The organism is Pseudomonas sp. FSL R10-0399, from assembly GCF_009600165.1.
GTDB classification, from domain to species: domain Bacteria; phylum Pseudomonadota; class Gammaproteobacteria; order Pseudomonadales; family Pseudomonadaceae; genus Aquipseudomonas; species Aquipseudomonas helleri.
The window spans coordinates 1-18,351 of the sequence record NZ_WIWK01000116.1; the positions used below are offsets into that span (position 1 = coordinate 1).

An 18,351-nucleotide genomic window follows, 5' to 3' on the forward strand; every position below is an offset into this window, starting at 1 on the left:
CGCATCGACAACGCGCAGGCCATCGTGCAGCGCATTGTCCAGAGCGGCGAACGTGCCTACGGCATCAACACCGGCCTGGGCGGCTTGAGCAACGTTTCGTTGCAGCACGAGCAACTCAGCGCGCTGTCACGCAACACCTTGCTCAGCCATGCCTGCGGCGTCGGCCCGGCGCTGAGCAATGAACAGACCCGCGCGATCATCTGCGCGGCGGTCATTCAATACAGCCAGGGCAAGTCCGGCCTGCACCGCCAGGTGGTCGAAGCGCTGCTGGCGCTGCTCAACCACCAGATCACCCCGCAGGTGCCGTCCCAGGGTTCGGTCGGCTATTTGACCCATATGGCGCACATCGGCGTCGGCCTGCTGGGCGTGGGCGATGTCAGCTACCGTGGGCAGATCGTCCCCGCGCAGCAAGCGTTGGCCGCCGAAGGCTTGAGCCCGGTGCAACTGGGCGCCAAAGACGGCCTGTGCCTGGTCAATGGCACACCGTGCATGACCGGCCTGAGCTGCCTGGCGCTGGCTGACGCCGCGCAGGTGTTGCAGTGGGCCGATGTGACCGGCGCCATGAGTTTTGAGGCGTTGCGCGGCCAGATCGACGCCTTCGACCCTGAGATCCTCGCGCTCAAGCCCCACGCGGGCATGCAGCAGGTTGGCCGCCATTTGCGCCGCTTGTTGGCCGACAGTGAAGTCATCGCCAGCAGCAAAGGTGTGCGCACCCAGGACGCCCTGAGCTTGCGCTCCATCCCGCAGGTGCATGGCGCCGCACGGGACCAGTTCAATCACTCGGTGGTGCAGATCGAAACCGAGCTCAATTCGGTCAATGACAACCCGATGGTGCTGGGCACGCCCGACGCCTACCGGGTGGTCAGCCAGGCCAACCCGCACGGGCAGTCCGTTGCACTGGCCGCAGACGGGCTGGCCATCGCCATGGCCGAAATCGGTTCGATTGCCGAGCGCCGGCTCGACCGTCTGATCAACCCGCATGTCAGCGACCTGCCGGCGTTTTTGGTCAGCCAGCCGGGCGTCAATTCGGGAATGATGATCACCCAGTACGTCGCCGCCTCGCTGTGTGCGCAAAACCGCCAGTTGGCGCAACCTGCCGTGCTCGACAACTACGTGACTTCGGCCCTGCAGGAAGACCACTTGAGCCTGGGCACCAATGCCGCGCTCAAGCTGTTGCAAGTGCTGGAGAACGCCACCCAAGTGCTGGCCATCGAGTACTTGTTGGCTGCGCAAGCGTTTGAGTTCCATAAGGCCAAGCACTTCGGTGCCGGTACCCAAGTGGCCTGGCGGTTACTGCGTGAACACGTTGCGCCTTACGATCAAGACCGCTGGCTGGCCCCTGACATTGCCAAGAGCGCGGCGATCCTCAAAGACCCGCACGCGTTGCAGCCACTGGCCGCTTACCTGGCGTGAGTCATCAAGGGAGTGATGCAATGAAAACGCTTTGGCAACACTGCAATGCCGCGACCATGGCCAATGGCACGTATTCGATCATCGAAGACGCCGCCATCGTGACCCGCGAGGGCTTCATTGAGTGGATCGGCCCGCGCCAGCAGGTCCCCGCCGGTGAATACGGCCACACCCTCGGCCTGGACGGCGCGTGGGTCACGCCGGGGCTCATCGACTGCCACACCCACACGGTGTTTGGCGGCAACCGCAGTGGCGAGTTTGAGCAGCGCCTGCAAGGCGTGAGCTATGCCGAAATCGCCGCTGCCGGCGGCGGCATCGCCAGCACCGTGCGTGCGACCCGTGCCGCCAGCGAAGACGAGTTATTCGCCAGCGCGCGTCAGCGTTTGCTGAACTTGCTGCGCGACGGCGTGACCACGGTCGAGATCAAGTCCGGTTATGGCCTGAGCCTGGAGAGCGAGCGCAAGATCCTGCGGGTGATTCGCCGTTTGGGCCAAGAGCTGTCAGTGACGGTGCGCAGCACCTGTTTGGCAGCGCACGCCTTGCCGCCCGAGTACAAAGACCGGGCAGACGATTACATCGAGCACATTTGCACGCACATGCTCCCCGCACTGGCCGCCGAAGGGCTGGTGGACGCGGTAGATGCGTTCTGCGAGTACCTGGCGTTCTCGCCAGAGCAAGTCGAGCGGGTGTTCAAGGTGGCGCAGCAACTGGGCTTGCCGGTCAAGCTGCATGCCGAGCAACTGTCGTCGCTGCATGGGTCAAGCCTGGCGGCGCGGTATCAGGCGTTGTCGGCAGACCATCTGGAGTTCATGACCGAAGAAGACGCTGTTGCCATGGCTCAATCCGGGACCGTGGCCGTGCTGTTGCCGGGAGCGTTCTACTTTTTGCGCGAAACCCAGTTGCCACCCATGGAGGCCCTGCGCAAACACGGGGTAAAAATCGCCATCGCCAGCGACCTCAACCCCGGCACGTCGCCGGGTTTGTCGTTGCGCTTGATGCTGAACATGGCCTGCACCCTGTTTCGCATGACCCCCGAAGAGGCGCTGGCAGGCGTGACTCAGCACGCCGCCACGGCCTTGGGCCTGGGCGAGAGCCACGGCTCGCTGGAGCCCGGCAAAGTGGCCGACTTTGTCGCCTGGAACATTGATCGCCCGGCAGACCTTGCGTACTGGTTGGGTGGGGATCTGGACAAACGCGTCGTGCGCAACGGCGTCGAGCTTTAGGAGAACAGGCTGTGGATAAGGTTCTGACATTCAAACAAGGCCGCGTGCCGTTGCTGATCAGCATGCCCCACGCGGGCATAAAACTGACCCCAGCGGTGCAGGCGGGCTTGATCCCCGAAGCGCAAAGCCTGCCGGACACGGACTGGCACATCCCCAAGTTGTACGAATTTGCCGCAGAACTGGGGGCCAGCACCTTGGCGGCCGAGTATTCGCGGTTTGTGATCGACCTCAACCGCCCCGAAGACGACGCGCCGATGTACGTGGGCGCGACCACCGGGTTGTTCCCGGCCACGCTGTTTGATGGCGTGCCGCTGTTTCGCGAAGGGCAAGCGCCATCAAAGCAAGAGCGCGCGACTTACCTGGAACGCATCTGGCAGCCGTATCACCAGACCTTGCAGCAAGAGCTCAAACGCCTTAAAGACCAGTTTGGCTATGCGTTGCTGTTTGACGCGCACTCTATTCGCTCACACATCCCGCATTTGTTTGAGGGGCGCTTGCCGGATTTCAACCTGGGCACGTTCAATGGCGCCAGCTGTGCACCGCAACTTGCGGGTGATCTTGAAGCGATCTGCGCCGAACACCCGGCTTATCGCCATGTGCTCAACGGGCGCTTCAAGGGTGGCCACATCACCCGGCATTACGGCAGCCCGGCGGACAACATCCATGCCGTGCAACTGGAATTGGCCCAAAGCACCTACATGGAAGAGTTCGAACCCTTCAACTACCGCGAAGACCTGGCGGCGCCGACGCAGGGGGTGCTCAAGCAATTGCTGACGCGGATGATCGAGTGGGGCCAGGAGCGCTACGTGAAGGACTGATGGTCTGAAACCTGTGAGGTGGGAGCGGGCTTGCTCGCGATCCAGGCAACGCGGTCCGGCAGGCAGGCCGCGTTGATCCTTTCGCGAGCAAGCCCGCTCCCACAGGATTCTGTGGGGTCTTCAACAGGATTTTTATAACCCCATGCTCATTCCGCCAATCGGGTTTATGATGCCAAACGGCACTATTTCTTGATGTCCCCACCAGGGATGACCTCAACCCTCCCGCGGAGTGTGTAATGCAGACCTTGTTCCCGCAGATCAAACCCTACGCCCGGCACGATCTTGCTGTTGATGGGCCACATGTCTTGTATGTCGACGAAAGCGGTACGCCCGACGGCCTGCCGGTGGTCTTTGTGCACGGCGGGCCGGGGTCGGGGTGTGACGCCAACAGCCGCTGTTATTTCGATCCGGGCGTGTACCGCATCATTACCTTCGATCAGCGCGGCTGCGGCCGCTCGACTCCACATGCCAGCCTGGACAACAACACCACGTGGGATCTGGTCGCTGACATGGAGCGGATTCGTCTGTTTCTGGGCATCGACAAGTGGGTGCTGTTTGGCGGCTCCTGGGGCTCGACCCTGTCACTGGCCTACGCGCAAAGCCACCCGGATCGTGTGCATGGCCTGATCCTGCGCGGTATCTTTTTGGCCCGCCCGCAAGAAATTGAATGGTTCTACCAGGCCGGTGCCAGCCGTCTGTTCCCGGATTACTGGCAGGACTACATCGCGCCGATCCCGCCAGAGGAGCGCGACGACTTGCTCGGTGCCTTCCACAAGCGCCTGACAGGCAATGACCAGATCGCGCAAATGCACGCGGCCAAGGCCTGGTCGACCTGGGAGGGCCGCACCGCGACGCTGCGTCCCAACCCGCAAGTGGTTGAGCGCTTCTGCGACCCGCACCGGGCGCTGTCGATTGCCCGCATCGAATGCCACTACTTCACCAACAGCGCGTTCCTTGAGCCGGATCAACTGATCCGCGACATGCACAAAATCGCCCATCTGCCGGGCGTGATCGTGCATGGCCGCTACGACGTGATTTGCCCGCTGGACAACGCCTGGGAGCTTCACCAGAACTGGCCGGGCAGCGAACTGCAAGTGATCCGCGAAGCCGGCCACGCAGCCTCTGAGCCCGGCATTACCGATGCCTTGGTGCGGGCTGCCGAGCAAATGGCTCGCAGCCTGCTCAACTTGCAGCCGGACGAAGCATGAAGGGTCTGCTGCAACGCGTAAAAGGCGCGCGGGTAGAGGTGGGCGGGGAGATTGTCGGTTCGATTGATCAGGGTTTGCTGGTGCTGTTGGCCGTCGAACCTGACGACACCCAGGCCCATGCGGCCAAAATGCTGCACAAGCTGCTCAATTACCGGGTGTTCAGCGATGCCGAGGGCAAAATGAACCTGTCGCTGAAGGATATCGGCGGCGGTTTGCTGCTGGTGTCGCAATTTACCCTGGCCGCCGACACCAAAAGCGGCTTGCGCCCCAGCTTCTCTACTGCGGCCCCACCCGCCATGGCCGAGGCGATGTTTGAGCACGTCCTGGCCGAAGCCAAACGCCTGCATCCGACGGTCGAATCAGGCCGTTTTGGCGCCGATATGCAGGTGCATTTGGTCAATGATGGCCCTGTGACATTTCTGTTACAGATCTAAAACCTTGAAAATCTGTGTTTTCGTCAGAAAACATTAAGTTTTAGTTAGAAATACTTGGCGACAATAGATGCGTTGTAACGCGGGCTACTAGATAATCCCCGACTACCATAGAGACTAATCCGATACGTCAGGGGAATCATTCTTCCCTTTGACGGTCGGAACAGTGCTCGCCAACCCGGCATTTAGATCGCTGGCCGTTGGTTTCATCATCTGTTTTCGGCGAGGTTGCTCGTGATTGTTAGTCCATTAAATGCACCAAAAAGGTCTGCCAAGCGGTTACGCAACGCACTGGTGACGGGCTCTGCGCTCTTTTGCTTGCTCGGTGCGGGTCAACTGTGGGCCTTCAGTCTGGATGACGTAGCGGTTCAGGCTAAAGCCCTGGCCGAACAGAAATACCAAGCGCCGCGCAGCAATCTGCCAAACGAATTCCGTGACATGAAATTCGCGGACTATCAAAAGATTCAGTTCAAGCGCGAGAAATCCCAGTGGGCGGGCGACAAGACCCCGTTCAAGCTGTCCTTCTATCACCAGGGCATGCATTTCGACACGCCGGTGAAAATCAACGAAGTGACCGCCGACAAGGTTGAAGAGATCAAGTACGACCCGAGTCGTTTTGATTTCGGCGACGTCAAATTCGACCCTAAAGCCACCGAGAACCTCGGCTGGGCCGGTTTCCGCGTGTTGTACCCGATCAACAAGGCCGACAAACAAGACGAAATCATGACCATGCTGGGCGCGAGCTACTTCCGCGTGATCGGCAAAGGCCAGACTTACGGCTTGTCGGCACGTGGCATGGCGATTGATACCGCGCTGCCATCGGGCGAAGAGTTCCCGCGCTTCACCGAGTTCTGGGTTGAACGCCCAAAACCCAACGACAAACACCTGGTGATCTTCGCCTTGCTGGATTCGCCACGGGCGACCGGTGCCTACCGCTTCATCCTGCGCCCTGGCGTAGACACAGTGGTAGACGTGAAGGCGCAAATGTACCTGCGTGACAAAGTGGGCAAGCTGGGCATCGCTCCGCTGACCAGCATGTACCTGTTTGGTGCGAACCAGCCGTCCAAAGTCCTCAACTACCGCCACGAGCTGCACGACTCGTCGGGCCTGGCGATCCATGCCGGCAACGGTGAGTGGATCTGGCGTCCGCTGAACAACCCGAAACACCTGTCGGTGAGCAACTTCGCCGTTGAGAACCCGCGCGGCTTTGGTTTACTGCAACGTGGCCGTGACTTCAGCCAGTTCGAAGACCTCGATGACCGCTACGACAAGCGTCCAAGCGCCTGGATCGAGCCACAAGGTGACTGGGGCAAGGGGTCGGTTGACCTGGTAGAAATCCCGACGGCTGACGAAACCAACGACAACATCGTTGCGTTCTGGAGCCCGGGCACTCTGCCAGAGCCAGGCAAGCCGTTTGACTACGCTTACCGCCTGCACTGGACCCTGGACGAAGCAGCACTGCACCCGGCTGACAGCGCCTGGGTTAAACAAACCATGCGTTCGACCGGTGACGTCAAGCAATCCAACCTGATCCGTCAGCCTGACGGCAGCGTGGCTTACCTGGTGGACTTCGAAGGCCCGGCGCTGGCCAAACTGCCTGCCGATGCGCCTGTGCGCAGCCAGGTGAGTGTGGGTGACAACGCTGATCTGGTTGAAAACAACCTGCGTTACAACCCGGAAACCAAAGGCTGGCGCTTGACCCTGCGCTTGAAAGTCAAAGACCCGAGCAAGTCCACGGAACTGCGTGCGGCACTGGTCCAGGACGTTGAGCAAGCTCCGGCAACCGTGGCCAAGGCTGAGAAAGTGGCGGCCAAGGTGCACGAGAAGAAAGAGCCAAAAGAAGCAAAAGCCAAGGACGCCAAGGATGCCAAGGGCACCCCGGCGCCTGCCGCCGAAGCTGCCCCTGCCACCCCAGAGCCGGTGAAGACTGAAAAAGTACTGACCGAGACCTGGAGCTATCAGTTGCCAGCCGATGAGTAATGCTCACTCTCAGCCAGTCTCGCTTGGCGAGTATCTGGCCCATCTGCCACTGAACGATGAGCAGCGCGCCGACCTGGCGAGCTGCACCTCGTTCGCCGAGTTGCATGAACGCCTGTCGGCGCGCCCGGACATCGACACTGCCGAGGCCGCCCAGGCTTCGGTGGCTTCGCGTCTGAACCTGAGCACGGCCCAAGAGCTTGAGGATGCAGAAATGCTCGCCCTCGATGCCAGTGGCCGGGTGATGCTCAAGGCTACGCCGCCGATTCGCCGTACCAAGGTGGTCCCGGAGCCATGGCGTACCAATATTCTGGTGCGTGGCTGGCGCCGCATGACCGGGCGCAGCAACCCTGCGTTGCCGAAAAAAGACGAAAATGTGCTGCCCAAGGCCCGCTGGCGTACGGTGGGTTCGATCCGCCGTTACATCCTGCTGGTACTGATGCTGGGTCAGACCATCGTCGCGGGCTGGTACATGAAAGGCATCATGCCGTACCAGGGCTGGTCATTTGTTGATCTGGAAGAAGTACTGCACCAGCCGTTGCTGCAAACCGCACAACAAGTGCTGCCGTACGCCTTGCAGACCAGCATCCTGATCCTCTTCGGGATTTTGTTTTGCTGGGTGTCTGCGGGCTTCTGGACCGCCCTGATGGGCTTCCTTGAACTGCTGACAGGGCATGACAAGTACCGTATTTCCGGCGCCAGCGCTGGCGATGAGCCGATCCCTGAGCAAGCGCGTACAGCGCTGGTGATGCCGATTTGTAACGAAGACGTCACCCGTGTGTTTGCGGGCTTGCGGGCAACGTTTGAATCGGTGGCTGCCACAGGTGATCTGGACCGCTTTGACTTCTTTGTCCTGAGCGACAGTAACGACCCCGATATTTGTGTCGCAGAACAACAGGCATGGCTGGATGTGTGCCGCGAGACAGAAGGCTTCGGGCGGATTTTCTATCGCCGTCGTCGCCGTCGTGTGAAGCGTAAAAGCGGCAACCTCGACGACTTCTGCCGTCGTTGGGGCGGTGATTACAAGTACATGGTGGTGCTCGACGCCGACAGCGTCATGAGCGGCGAATGCCTGACCAGCCTGGTGCGCTTGATGGAAGCCACGCCAGACGCAGGCATTATCCAGACCGCGCCACGGGCGTCGGGCATGGACACCCTGTATGCACGCATGCAGCAGTTTGCAACGCGCGTATACGGCCCGCTGTTCACCGCCGGTTTGCACTTCTGGCAGTTGGGTGAATCCCACTACTGGGGCCACAACGCGATCATCCGCATGAAGCCGTTTATCGAGCACTGCGCCCTGGCGCCGTTGCCGGGCAAGGGCGCGTTTGCAGGGGCGATTCTGTCCCACGACTTCGTTGAAGCCGCGCTGATGCGCCGTGCCGGTTGGGGTGTGTGGATCGCTTATGACTTGCCGGGCAGCTACGAAGAACTGCCGCCTAACTTGCTGGACGAACTCAAGCGTGACCGCCGCTGGTGCCACGGTAACTTGATGAACTTCCGCCTGTTTCTGGTCAAAGGCATGCACCCGGTGCACCGTGCGGTGTTCCTGACCGGCGTGATGTCCTACTTGTCGGCGCCGTTGTGGTTCTTCTTCCTGCTGCTGTCGACGGCCTTGCTGGCGGTCAACACGCTGATGGAACCGCAGTACTTTATGGAGCCGCGCCAGCTGTATCCGTTGTGGCCACAATGGCACCCGGAAAAGGCAGTCGCGCTGTTCTCGACCACCATCGTGCTGCTGTTCCTGCCCAAACTGCTGAGCATCATCCTGATCTGGGCCAAGGGCGCCAAAGAGTTCGGCGGCAAGTTCAAGGTCACCGTGTCGATGCTGCTCGAAATGCTCTTTTCGATGCTGCTGGCGCCGGTGCGCATGATCTTCCACACCCGTTTCGTTCTGGCTGCCTTCCTGGGCTGGGCCGCGACCTGGAACTCGCCACAACGTGACGACGATTCCACGCCGTGGAGCGAAGCGGTACGCCGTCATGGTCCGCAAACCCTGTTGGGTGCTGCGTGGGCCTGCCTGGTGCTGTGGTTGAACCCGAGCTTCCTGTGGTGGCTGGTGCCGATTGTGGGTTCGCTGATGCTGTCGATTCCAGTGTCGGTGCTTTCCAGCCGGGTTAAACCGGGTCTCAAGTCGCGTGACGAGAAGCTGTTCCTGATTCCTGAGGAATACGCGCCGCCGCGTGAGTTGTCGGCCACCGAGGAGTACACCCACGAGAACCGCTACCACGCGCTTCACGATGGCTTTGTACGTGCTGTGGTGGACCCGCAGCAAAATGCCCTGGCGTGCGCCTTGGCGACCTCGCGTCACCGTGAAGCCGAGCCGATCGAATGGCTGCGCACCGAGCGTGTGCGTCATGCGATCAAGGTCGGCCCGAACGGTTTGAACAACAACGAGCGTATGGCGTTGTTGAGCGACCCGGTGGCGTTGGCCCGTCTGCACGCGTTGGTGTGGACCGACGGTCACGAAGACTGGCTTAAAGCCTGGCGTGATTCGGTGGCCGCCGATAACCACGCACCGTTGCTGGCGTTGCAGCCAGCGGCGTGATCCCAATCTCGCTCGCACCTCTACAGGGGGGGCGAGCGAGAAACGGTTTCTCGTAGCTGTTGCCGAAGGCTACGTCCGGCGGCAAAGCCGTCGTAAAGCCCTACACTGCGCAGAACCTGATAACCCCCGCACTTAGCTTTTACGATCGCTTCGCAATCGAACGCAGCCTCGCAAAGCTCGGCAGCTGCTACGAAATAAGCCTCTGCATTCCCCCGCCTGTCGTGCTTTTAACGCGCAAAACTCGTCTCAAAACCTTCTGTGAGTTAGCATCCGTCCCCGAATGGGTGAGTGCCCGGCTTTGTTGGCTTTATCAAGCAAGCCCGCCGCAGGCCAACACCTTTATTGAGTCGGTTGAGGGGAGGTTGATGATGAAGAAGTTTCTGACGAAACTGCTGTGCGGCGCCACTGCAATACTGGCAGTCAGCGCAGCCCATGCAGGCGCCATTGACGACGCGGTCAAGCGCGGCACGCTGAAAGTCGGTATGGACCCAACGTACATGCCGTTTGAAATGACCAACAAACGCGGTCAGATCATTGGTTTTGAAGTTGACCTGCTCAAAGCCATGGCCAAGTCCATGGGCGTCAAGCTGGAACTGGTATCCACGGCCTACGACGGTATCATCCCGGCCCTCATGACCAACAAGTTCGACATGATCGGCAGCGGCATGACTCTGACCCAAGAGCGCAACCTGCGCCTTAACTTCAGCGAACCCTTCATTGTTGTGGGCCAAACCCTGCTGATCCGCAAGGAACTGGCAGACAAGATCAAGACCTACAAAGACCTCAACGATCCACAGTACCGCCTGACCTCCAAAATCGGCACCACGGGTGAAATCGTCGCGCGCAAGCTGATGTCCAAAGCCCAGTACCACGGCTACGACAACGAGCCAGAAGCGGTGCTGGACGTGGTTAACGGTAAGGCAGACGCATTTATTTACGACGCGCCTTACAACGTTGTAGCGGTTAACAAGTTCGGCAACGGCAAGTTGGAGTTTCTCGACAAGCCGTTCACCTACGAGCCGTTGGCGTTTGGTCTGAAGAAAGGCGACTACGACAGCATCAACTACATCAATAACTTCCTGCACCAGATCCACGAAGACGGCACCTACGATCGCATCCATGACAAGTGGTTCAAAGACACCGCCTGGCTCAAAGACATGGAATAAGCGCGATTCCCTGCCGTGGTCGCTGCCGCAGGCTGCGAAGGGTTGCGCAGCAACCCGTTATTTTGAAGTCGCCACGGACTTCATCGCAGCCTGCGGCAGCGACTACGGCAATTGTTCGTGCTGCCCTCTACGGAAATAGTGAAAGTGATCAAACAAAAGAAAGCCCAGTGGCCCTGGCACGTCTTGACCGTGCTAATCCTCATCGGTCTGGCGGGGGCGCTGTATTACGCCACCTCGCTGATGTCCTACGAGTGGCGCTGGAACCGAGTCCCGCAGTACTTCGCCTATCAGGCCGAAGAAGCTCAGCGGGCCGCTGAAACCTCCACCGTGATTGAAGTGATACACAACGGCGGCAAAGCCGAAGTCGTGCTGCGCGGCGACGATGGCGCTGAACAGCGTCTGACCGTTGCTGACAACAGCCTGCAACTGGCTGAGGGCGACGATGTCGCTGAAGGCGATGTGATCGGTGTGAACCGACATTGGGCTGCCGGGCCGCTGCTGCTGGGCCTGTGGACCACTGTCTGGCTGTCGCTGGTTTCTGGCGTGCTGGGTTTGCTGATCGGGCTGGCCACGGGCCTGTGCCGACTGTCAAACAACCCGACCCTGCGTGACTTGTCGACGTTGTACGTCGAGCTGGTACGCGGTACGCCGTTGCTGGTGCAGATTTTTATCTTCTACTTCTTTATTGGCACCGTGCTGAACCTGTCCCGCGAATTTGCCGGCATTGCCGCGCTGTCGCTGTTCACGGGCGCGTACGTGGCCGAAATCATCCGCGCGGGCGTCCAGTCCATCGCCCGTGGGCAAAACGAAGCGGCACGCTCGCTGGGCCTCAACGCCAGCCAGTCGATGCGCTACGTGGTCCTGCCGCAAGCGTTCAAACGGGTGCTGCCGCCGTTGGCCGGGCAATTTATCAGCCTGGTCAAAGACACCTCGCTGGTGTCGGTGATTGCGATTACCGAGCTGCTCAAAAGTGGTCGTGAAGTCATTACCACCTCGTTCTCGCCGTTCGAAATCCTGTTCTGCGTGGCGGGCCTGTACTTGTTGATCAACCTGCCGCTGTCGCACTTCGCCAGCCGGCTTGAGCGGAGGCTCGCGCAAAGTGATTGAAGTTCGCGAACTGGTAAAAGTCTTCGACACCCGCGGGCACATCGTACGCGCGGTCGACAACGTCACCACCAAGGTCGACAAGGGCGAAGTGCTGGTGGTGATCGGCCCGTCCGGCTCCGGCAAATCGACCTTTCTGCGCTGCCTCAATGGCCTGGAAGAGTTCGACTCGGGCTCCGTCAGCATTGATGGCGTAGACCTGGCCGACCCGAAAACCGACGTCAACGCCTACCGGCGTGAAGTCGGCATGGTGTTCCAGCATTTCAACCTGTTCCCGCACATGACCGTGCTCGAAAACCTCTGCCTGGCGCAGAAAGTCGTGCGCAAGCGCGGCAAGGCCGAGCGTGAAGCCAAGGCCCGTGCGCTGCTGGAGAAAGTCGGGATCGGGCAGAAGGCCAATGAGTTCCCGTCGCGCCTGTCGGGCGGCCAGCAACAGCGTGTGGCCATTGCCCGTGCGCTGGCGATGGAACCCAAGGTCATGTTGTTTGACGAGCCCACCTCGGCACTCGATCCGGAGATGGTCGGCGAAGTGCTCGACGTGATGAAGACCCTGGCCCTGGAAGGCATGACCATGGTCTGCGTGACCCACGAAATGGGCTTTGCCCGTGAAGTGGCGAACCGCGTGCTGTTCTTCGATCACGGCAAACTGCTGGAAGACTCCGCCCCGGAAGACTTCTTCAACTCGCCAAAAGACCTGCGCGCCCAAGCGTTTTTGCGCCAAGTTCTGTAACACCCAAAACCCGTAGGAGCGAGCTTGCCTCGCGATCTTTTAACCCATCAAAAGATCGCGAGACAAGCTCGCTCCTACCGGTTCAGACCTTAAATCGCCCCACCAACGTCTGCAGATGCGTGCCCAAACGCGCCAGCTCAATGCTCGACGCGGCGGTTTCTTCGCTGGCGGCGGCCGTCTGATCTGACACATCACGCACATTCAGCACGCTGCGGTTGATCTCTTCCGCCACGGTACTCTGCTGCTCGGCGGCAGCCGCAATTTGCTGGTTCATGCCCTGAATGGCCGACACGGTACGGGTGATGTTGCCCAGCGACTGGCCCGCACTGCGGGTCAGTTCGACGCTGCTGTCGGTGAGGGTGCGGCTGCTGTCCAGGCGACTTGAGACCTGCTGTGTGCTGCTTTGCAGGCCGGCAATCAATTCTTCGATTTCTTCGGTTGATTGCTGCGTGCGTTGCGCCAGGCTGCGCACCTCGTCGGCCACCACCGCAAATCCGCGCCCGGCTTCACCGGCCCGTGCCGCCTCAATGGCCGCGTTCAGGGCCAGCAGGTTGGTTTGCTGGGCCACCGACTTGATCACGTCCAGCACGCTGCCGATCTTGTCGCTTTCGCGCTTGAGGTGATCCATGGCCTCGGTGGAGTGCGCAACCTCTACGGCGAGCTTCTCGATCTGCGCGATGGCTTGTGCAACCACCGTGTCGCCTTCGTGGGCCTGCTGGTCGGCAGCACCGGCGGCTTCGCTGGCTTCTTCGGCATTACGGGCCACTTCTTGCACCGTCGCGGCCATTTCGTTCATGGCGGTGGCCACCTGGTCGGTTTCGACTTTCTGGCTGTTAACCCCGGCGCTGGTTTGCTCGGTGACGGCGGACAGCTCTTCCGCAGCGCTGGCAATCTGGGTGACACCATCGCGAATTCCGCCAATCAGCTCACGCAGGCCTTCGGTCATGTTCTGGATGGACTTCTGCAACTGCCCCAGCTCATCGCGGCGCTCAGTTTTAGTGTCATGGGACAGGTCACCGGCGGCGATGTACTCAACAGCCTTAAGCGTGCGTTGCAGCGGTACCACGATTTGGCGGGTAATGATCCAGGCCGCAATGATCCCGATCAGCAGCGCCAGCACGGCACAACTGACCAGCAGCGTTCTGGCCTGCTGGCTGTCTCTGTCACGCTTGGCGGTTTGCAGTGCCGAGAGCTTTTGGCTCAGGTCGATCAGGTTATTGCCTTGCAGGTGCATGCGCTCCAGCGCCTGATCGGTATTTTTACCTTGCGCCAGGTCATCGAAGGCCCGTTTGTACTCGGCGGCGGCACTGATCTGCTGATCGACCAGCGCCAGGTCTTCAGGCATGGTCAGCTGTTTACGCGACGAAACCAGAATAGTGTCCAGCTCGCGCAAGCGCTCATCCACCTGGTGCTGGGCATCGGCCTGGTGAGTGAGTTGATAATCGAGCCGCGCAATGCGCAGGTCTTTGGTCAGTCCGATGATCCTGGAGATGCTGGCCAGCTTGTCGCCCCGTTCAATCACCGATGCCAGGCCATTCCAGCCCGCGGTGGCAATCAGCACGGTCAGAACCAGCACCAGGCCGAAACCCAGGCTGAGTTTACGATTGACGCTCATATTGCCGAGTAGTTGGGCTAACCGACGGTACATGGTGCTGCTCCTTTATAGACCTGGATCGAGAGACGCGAAGTTGTCCATTGCTTTGCGGTGCTCGTGACTTCACAGCGCATCGGCGTCCCGGCAGATAACTGTAGGACGGCTGTCGAATATGTGACCCAGGTCGCAAGAAGTGGCTTATTGCCATGACTGACTTGAGTCAGTAATTGGCCAGGCTGCATTCCAAGAATGCTTAGATCAGGGGGGGCAGGGGGGTCCACAGATTGAGTGTTTAGATTTAAGTGGTTGTTAGCTGTCCAGCTAATGATAGGCTTAGGTCAAATGTTTAGCAGATTGTTCAAATTTAGCTGCGCAGCTAATGATGCATTTAGGGCTAAAACTATGAACCAAAACCCACATCGTTCAGGTGTCGAATTCAAAAGGCAGGTACTGGAAGAGCTCACTGCGACGTTGGCGCAGGCGTTTGGTCCGGATGCTTCGGTGCAGGATTTGGCAGGCCAGTTATTTTCTTCACCTGATTCTCCCGAGCCTGACGGGTTGATAGAAATCACGACGCCCAGCAAAACTCTGATGATCTGCGTTGAGGTCAAAAAAGAGGTCTACCCGCGGGACATCAGAGACGCAGTGTGGAAGCTCAATAACTACCTGCGCTTTCAAGACCATCGCCAAGAAACCATCGGGATGCTTGCGGCAGGTTCACTTAGCCCTGGTGCGAAGGATGAGCTCAAGGCTCACAATATTGCTTACTTTGAGCCAGGCGGTAGCCTCTATCTGAAGCACGAACGTTGGCTAATCAACATCGTCAGGCCTACCAAGCGCTCCAAGAAACCCACCCACGGCGTCGACCTTTTTACAGATGCCCGTGAAAGCGTGATCCATGCGCTTTTGATGCATAGCAATGAATGGCTTACCGGGATGGAATTGGCCGATCAGGCAAAGACCTCCTCGTACACCTGCTCACTGGTTTTGCAGGAACTGACGTTGCGTGAGTGGGTAGAGTCTACTGGCGCAGGGCCTAGCAAGCGCAGAGCGCTTATACGGCCCGAGAAGCTTCTGGATGCCTGGGCTGAGCACTGGCAGGCGCGCAAGGTGCAACAGACGAAGTGGTACACCTTTGTCGAAAACCCCAATCATATGCTGGATCATCTGTCGGATCGGATAGATCGCCATAGCGTTGACTTCCCATGGGCATTCACAGGAACCGCCGCTGCCAATGCCGTCGCACCCTTGCTGACAAACACTGATGGTGCAGAAATTATTGTGCCCAAAGGTTATGCACGCAAGATGGCTGACGTGCTTGGTTTGAGCCCTGCCAGCAAGGGGGCGAACGTCACCCTCATCGAGCGCGAGGAAGCGAGCTTGCTGTATCGATACCGGCATCCCGATCATCCTGCTTTCTTCGCAAGTGCATACATCCTGTACTTGGATCTGCTGAATGGTCGCGGGCGCAATAAAGAATTGGCTGACCACCTCAGGGCGCGCCTGGAGTCTTTATGGGAAAGGAAATGAAGCCACGCACAGCAGCCGGGTATAGCACCGACATTACTCTGGCCTGTGAGAGAACACTGCTTACGCTGCTCAGCGCATTTGGGAATCTGAAAGATACCCTGCGACTGGTCGGAGGCCTGGTTCCTCGCTACCTCACTCCTGAGACCCCTCCAGATATTCCGATGCACGCTGGTACTTCGGACGTCGATATTGTGATCAATCTGGAAGTCATTGCGATTGGCGATGAGTATGCCTGCCTCGCCGATCAGCTAAAGGCACGGGGCTTTAGCCGTTTGGTCAAGGATGGAAAACCCTCCTCTTGGCAATGGTGTCGACAGATTGATGAGCATGTCGAAGTGGTGGTTGAGTTGCTCAGGGATGCAGGCGATCAACAGCCGGGCAGGGCGATAAGTGTCAGTGGGGAGCAGGTCTCAGCGCTCACCATCAAGCATGCCGGAATCGTCCATGATTGGTATCAAGAGAAAGAAATCAGCGCCCAACTTTTGGATGGCGCAGGGCTATCGGTAGACGTTGTGCGGTATGCAGATGTGCCGGCGTTTGTGATCTTGAAGGCTCTGGCTCTGGACCATCGTCAGGAAAGAAAAGATGCCTCAGACCTCATCCATGTGATCAGGTATTCAGGCTCAATAGCGCAGGTGGCCGCTCTATTTGTCGAACGTATCCGTTCCGGGCAACACCCGGAGGCGATGAAGGAGGGGCTAGCGGCATTAGTAAGACGTTTTGGCGATGACCATCACGGAGCAGGGTTTGAGAAAGTGGGGGCTGTTGCCTACGCACGTTTTTATGGCGATGACGATGACGATGAATTAGTGGGCCGGCAGCGTTATGCCGCAGGATTGATTCAAAGCATGCTGGCGGAAATTGATGCTCAACTGGCGAAAGCCTGCTGAGCCAGAACCCCAAAGGCCTCCTCGGGAGGGCCTGTTCAAATTGCTTTGGAGTGCATTAAAGATCAAAAGATCGCGAGACAAGCTCGCTCCTACAGGGTGGCGGTGGGCTTAGAACAACCGGGCGAGGAGGGCGGTAACGGCGGTTTCGACCCGCAGGATGCGGGCGCCGAGTTGTACCGGTTGCAGTCCGGCGTTGACCAGCAGGTCGATCTCGTAAGGGATCCAGCCACCTTCCGGGCCGATGGCCAGGGTGACGGCTTCGCTCAGGCCGCGTGGGCAGTCGGGGTAGTTGCCGGGGTGGCCGACCAGGCCCAAGGTGCCGTCGGCCATGGCCGGCAGGCGGTCTTCGACAAACGGTTTGAAGCGTTTTTCGATGATGACTTCAGGCAGCACGCTGTCGCGGGACTGTTCAAGGCCCAGGATCAATTGCTCGCGTATGGCCTCGGGCTCCAGAAACGGGGTTTGCCAGAAGCTCTTTTCAACCCGGTAACTGTTGACCAGCACGACCTTGGGCACGCCCATGGATGCCACCGTCTGGAGTACCCGGCGCAACATTTTCGGCCGCGGCAGGGCCAGCAGCAGGGTCAGCGGGAGCTTTGGCGGCGGGGACTGGTCGAGGCTGAGGATTATCAGTTCGGCCTCTTTGGCTTCAAGGCGCACCAGCTCGGCACTGCCCATCAAACCGCCAATACGCCCCACGCGCAGGGTGTCGCCCACCGCTGCACGGTGCACGTCCTGCATGTGGGTCAGGCGCCGGTCGCGCAGGATCACGCGGTCGGCGGCAATGAAGTCAGCCTCTTCGAGGAGCAGCAGGTTCACGGCTGCGGTGCTGGCGGTTGGGCGTTGCTGTCGCTGTCAGCCGGTTCTTCTTCGTCGCCGCGCTTGTTTTTGCTGATCAGGCTGCCAAACAAAATGCCGATCTCAAACAGCATCCACATCGGCACGGCCAGCAGCGTCTGCGAAAAGATGTCCGGCGGGGTAAGGATCATGCCGACCACGAAGCAGCCGATGATCACGTACGGGCGGATCTTGCGCAGGTATTTGACGTCGACGATGCCGATCCAGACCAGCAGCACCACGGCCACCGGAATTTCAAAGGCCACGCCAAAGGCAAAAAACAGGGTCATGACGAAATCAAGGTAGCTGCTGATGTCGGTCATCATGGCCACGCCTTCCGGGGTCGCGGCGGCGAAGAACTTGAACACCAGCGGGAAGACCAGGAAGTAGGCAAACGCCATACCGGCATAGAACAAAAAGATGCTGGAGATCAGCAGCGGCACGGCAATGCGTTTTTCATGCTTGTACAGGCCCGGCGCAATGAAGCCCCAGATCTGGTGCAGGATCACCGGAATGGCAATAAACAGCGAGACCATCATGGTCAGCTTGAGCGGCGTGAGGAACGGCGAGGCCACGTCGGTGGCGATCATCGTGGCGCCCACCGGCAGGTATTCACGCAGCGGCGTGGAGACCAGGGTGTAGATCTGCTGCGTAAAGGCAAACAAGGCGATAAAGATCAGAAAGACCGCCGCAATACAGCGCAACAAACGGGTACGCAGCTCGGTCAGGTGCGAGACCAGCGGCATTGGCTGGTCGTGTTCGGGCTGCTCGTTTTTGGAGGAGTCGCTCATGCGCTTAGGGGGCTCGCGGTGGCAGGGTTGGGTCGTGTGGCGCAGGCGCGTGAGGCGCTGGCCCTGCCTCGGTCTCGCTCAGGCGGGTCGGTGC

At 59.6% G+C, this 18,351-nt stretch carries 15 protein-coding genes; 12 read left to right on the forward strand and 3 right to left on the reverse strand.

The window, feature by feature from the left end; translation table 11 throughout:
- The 10 genes from hutH to GHO41_RS24235 form a co-directional block, all read left to right on the forward strand.
- Positions 1-1,413 (forward strand): histidine ammonia-lyase (hutH, locus tag GHO41_RS24190; protein WP_153434847.1); only part of this gene is annotated, 1,413 nt, incomplete at its 5' end.
- A 20-nt stretch (positions 1,414-1,433) separates the two neighbouring features.
- Entirely contained in the window at positions 1,434-2,633 is a 1,200-nt protein-coding gene (hutI, locus tag GHO41_RS24195; protein ID WP_153434848.1) for an imidazolonepropionase, read from the forward strand.
- Between the two features lie 11 nt (positions 2,634-2,644).
- The gene (hutG, locus tag GHO41_RS24200; protein WP_178110047.1) at positions 2,645-3,451 is read left to right on the forward strand and encodes an N-formylglutamate deformylase; all 807 of its coding nucleotides are present in this window, start codon (positions 2,645-2,647) and stop codon (positions 3,449-3,451) included.
- A 236-nt stretch (positions 3,452-3,687) separates the two neighbouring features.
- Complete coding sequence (pip, locus tag GHO41_RS24205; RefSeq protein WP_048386416.1) at positions 3,688-4,659, forward strand: prolyl aminopeptidase; 972 nt, start codon at positions 3,688-3,690, stop codon at positions 4,657-4,659.
- Positions 4,656-5,093: a D-aminoacyl-tRNA deacylase gene (dtd, locus tag GHO41_RS24210; RefSeq protein WP_123751054.1), complete on the forward strand. Its 438-nt coding sequence runs from the start codon at positions 4,656-4,658 to the stop codon at positions 5,091-5,093. Before pip ends, dtd begins: the two co-directional genes overlap by 4 nt.
- Positions 5,094-5,381: 288 nt before the next feature.
- A complete protein-coding gene (locus tag GHO41_RS24215; protein WP_153330846.1) occupies positions 5,382-7,070 on the forward strand; it encodes a glucan biosynthesis protein G in 1,689 nt (562 codons plus the stop codon).
- Entirely contained in the window at positions 7,063-9,615 is a 2,553-nt protein-coding gene (gene mdoH / locus GHO41_RS24220) for a glucans biosynthesis glucosyltransferase MdoH (protein ID WP_153434849.1), read from the forward strand. The genes GHO41_RS24215 and mdoH overlap by 8 nt, the downstream gene beginning before the upstream one ends.
- 368 nt (positions 9,616-9,983) lie before the next feature.
- Entirely contained in the window at positions 9,984-10,781 is a 798-nt protein-coding gene (locus tag GHO41_RS24225; RefSeq protein WP_153434850.1) for a transporter substrate-binding domain-containing protein, read from the forward strand.
- Between the two features lie 147 nt (positions 10,782-10,928).
- On the forward strand, positions 10,929-11,888 hold the full coding sequence (locus GHO41_RS24230) for an amino acid ABC transporter permease (protein WP_371924553.1): 960 nt from the start codon (positions 10,929-10,931) through the stop codon (positions 11,886-11,888).
- A complete protein-coding gene (locus GHO41_RS24235) occupies positions 11,881-12,615 on the forward strand; it encodes an amino acid ABC transporter ATP-binding protein (protein WP_048366739.1) in 735 nt (244 codons plus the stop codon). The genes GHO41_RS24230 and GHO41_RS24235 overlap by 8 nt, the downstream gene beginning before the upstream one ends.
- Before the next feature lie 82 nt (positions 12,616-12,697).
- On the opposite strand, the gene GHO41_RS24240 is transcribed toward GHO41_RS24235, so the two are convergent.
- Entirely contained in the window at positions 12,698-14,230 is a 1,533-nt protein-coding gene (locus GHO41_RS24240; RefSeq protein ID WP_371929020.1) for a methyl-accepting chemotaxis protein, read from the reverse strand.
- Positions 14,231-14,611: 381 nt separating this feature from the next.
- On the opposite strand from GHO41_RS24240, the gene GHO41_RS24245 reads away from it, so the two are divergent.
- Both GHO41_RS24245 and GHO41_RS30460 read left to right on the forward strand, forming a co-directional pair.
- A complete protein-coding gene (locus GHO41_RS24245) occupies positions 14,612-15,739 on the forward strand; it encodes a type IV toxin-antitoxin system AbiEi family antitoxin (protein WP_153434852.1) in 1,128 nt (375 codons plus the stop codon).
- A complete protein-coding gene (locus tag GHO41_RS30460) occupies positions 15,724-16,629 on the forward strand; it encodes a hypothetical protein (RefSeq protein WP_153434853.1) in 906 nt (301 codons plus the stop codon). Before GHO41_RS24245 ends, GHO41_RS30460 begins: the two co-directional genes overlap by 16 nt.
- Before the next feature lie 108 nt (positions 16,630-16,737).
- Here the strand turns inward: GHO41_RS30460 and GHO41_RS24255 are convergent, their stop codons facing one another.
- Together GHO41_RS24255 and tatC are read right to left on the reverse strand one after the other, a co-directional pair.
- Entirely contained in the window at positions 16,738-17,448 is a 711-nt protein-coding gene (locus tag GHO41_RS24255) for a 16S rRNA (uracil(1498)-N(3))-methyltransferase (protein WP_371929019.1), read from the reverse strand.
- A complete protein-coding gene (tatC, locus tag GHO41_RS24260; RefSeq protein ID WP_048366736.1) occupies positions 17,445-18,257 on the reverse strand; it encodes a twin-arginine translocase subunit TatC in 813 nt (270 codons plus the stop codon). Before tatC ends, GHO41_RS24255 begins: the two co-directional genes overlap by 4 nt.
- Between the last annotated feature and the right edge of the window lie 94 nt (positions 18,258-18,351).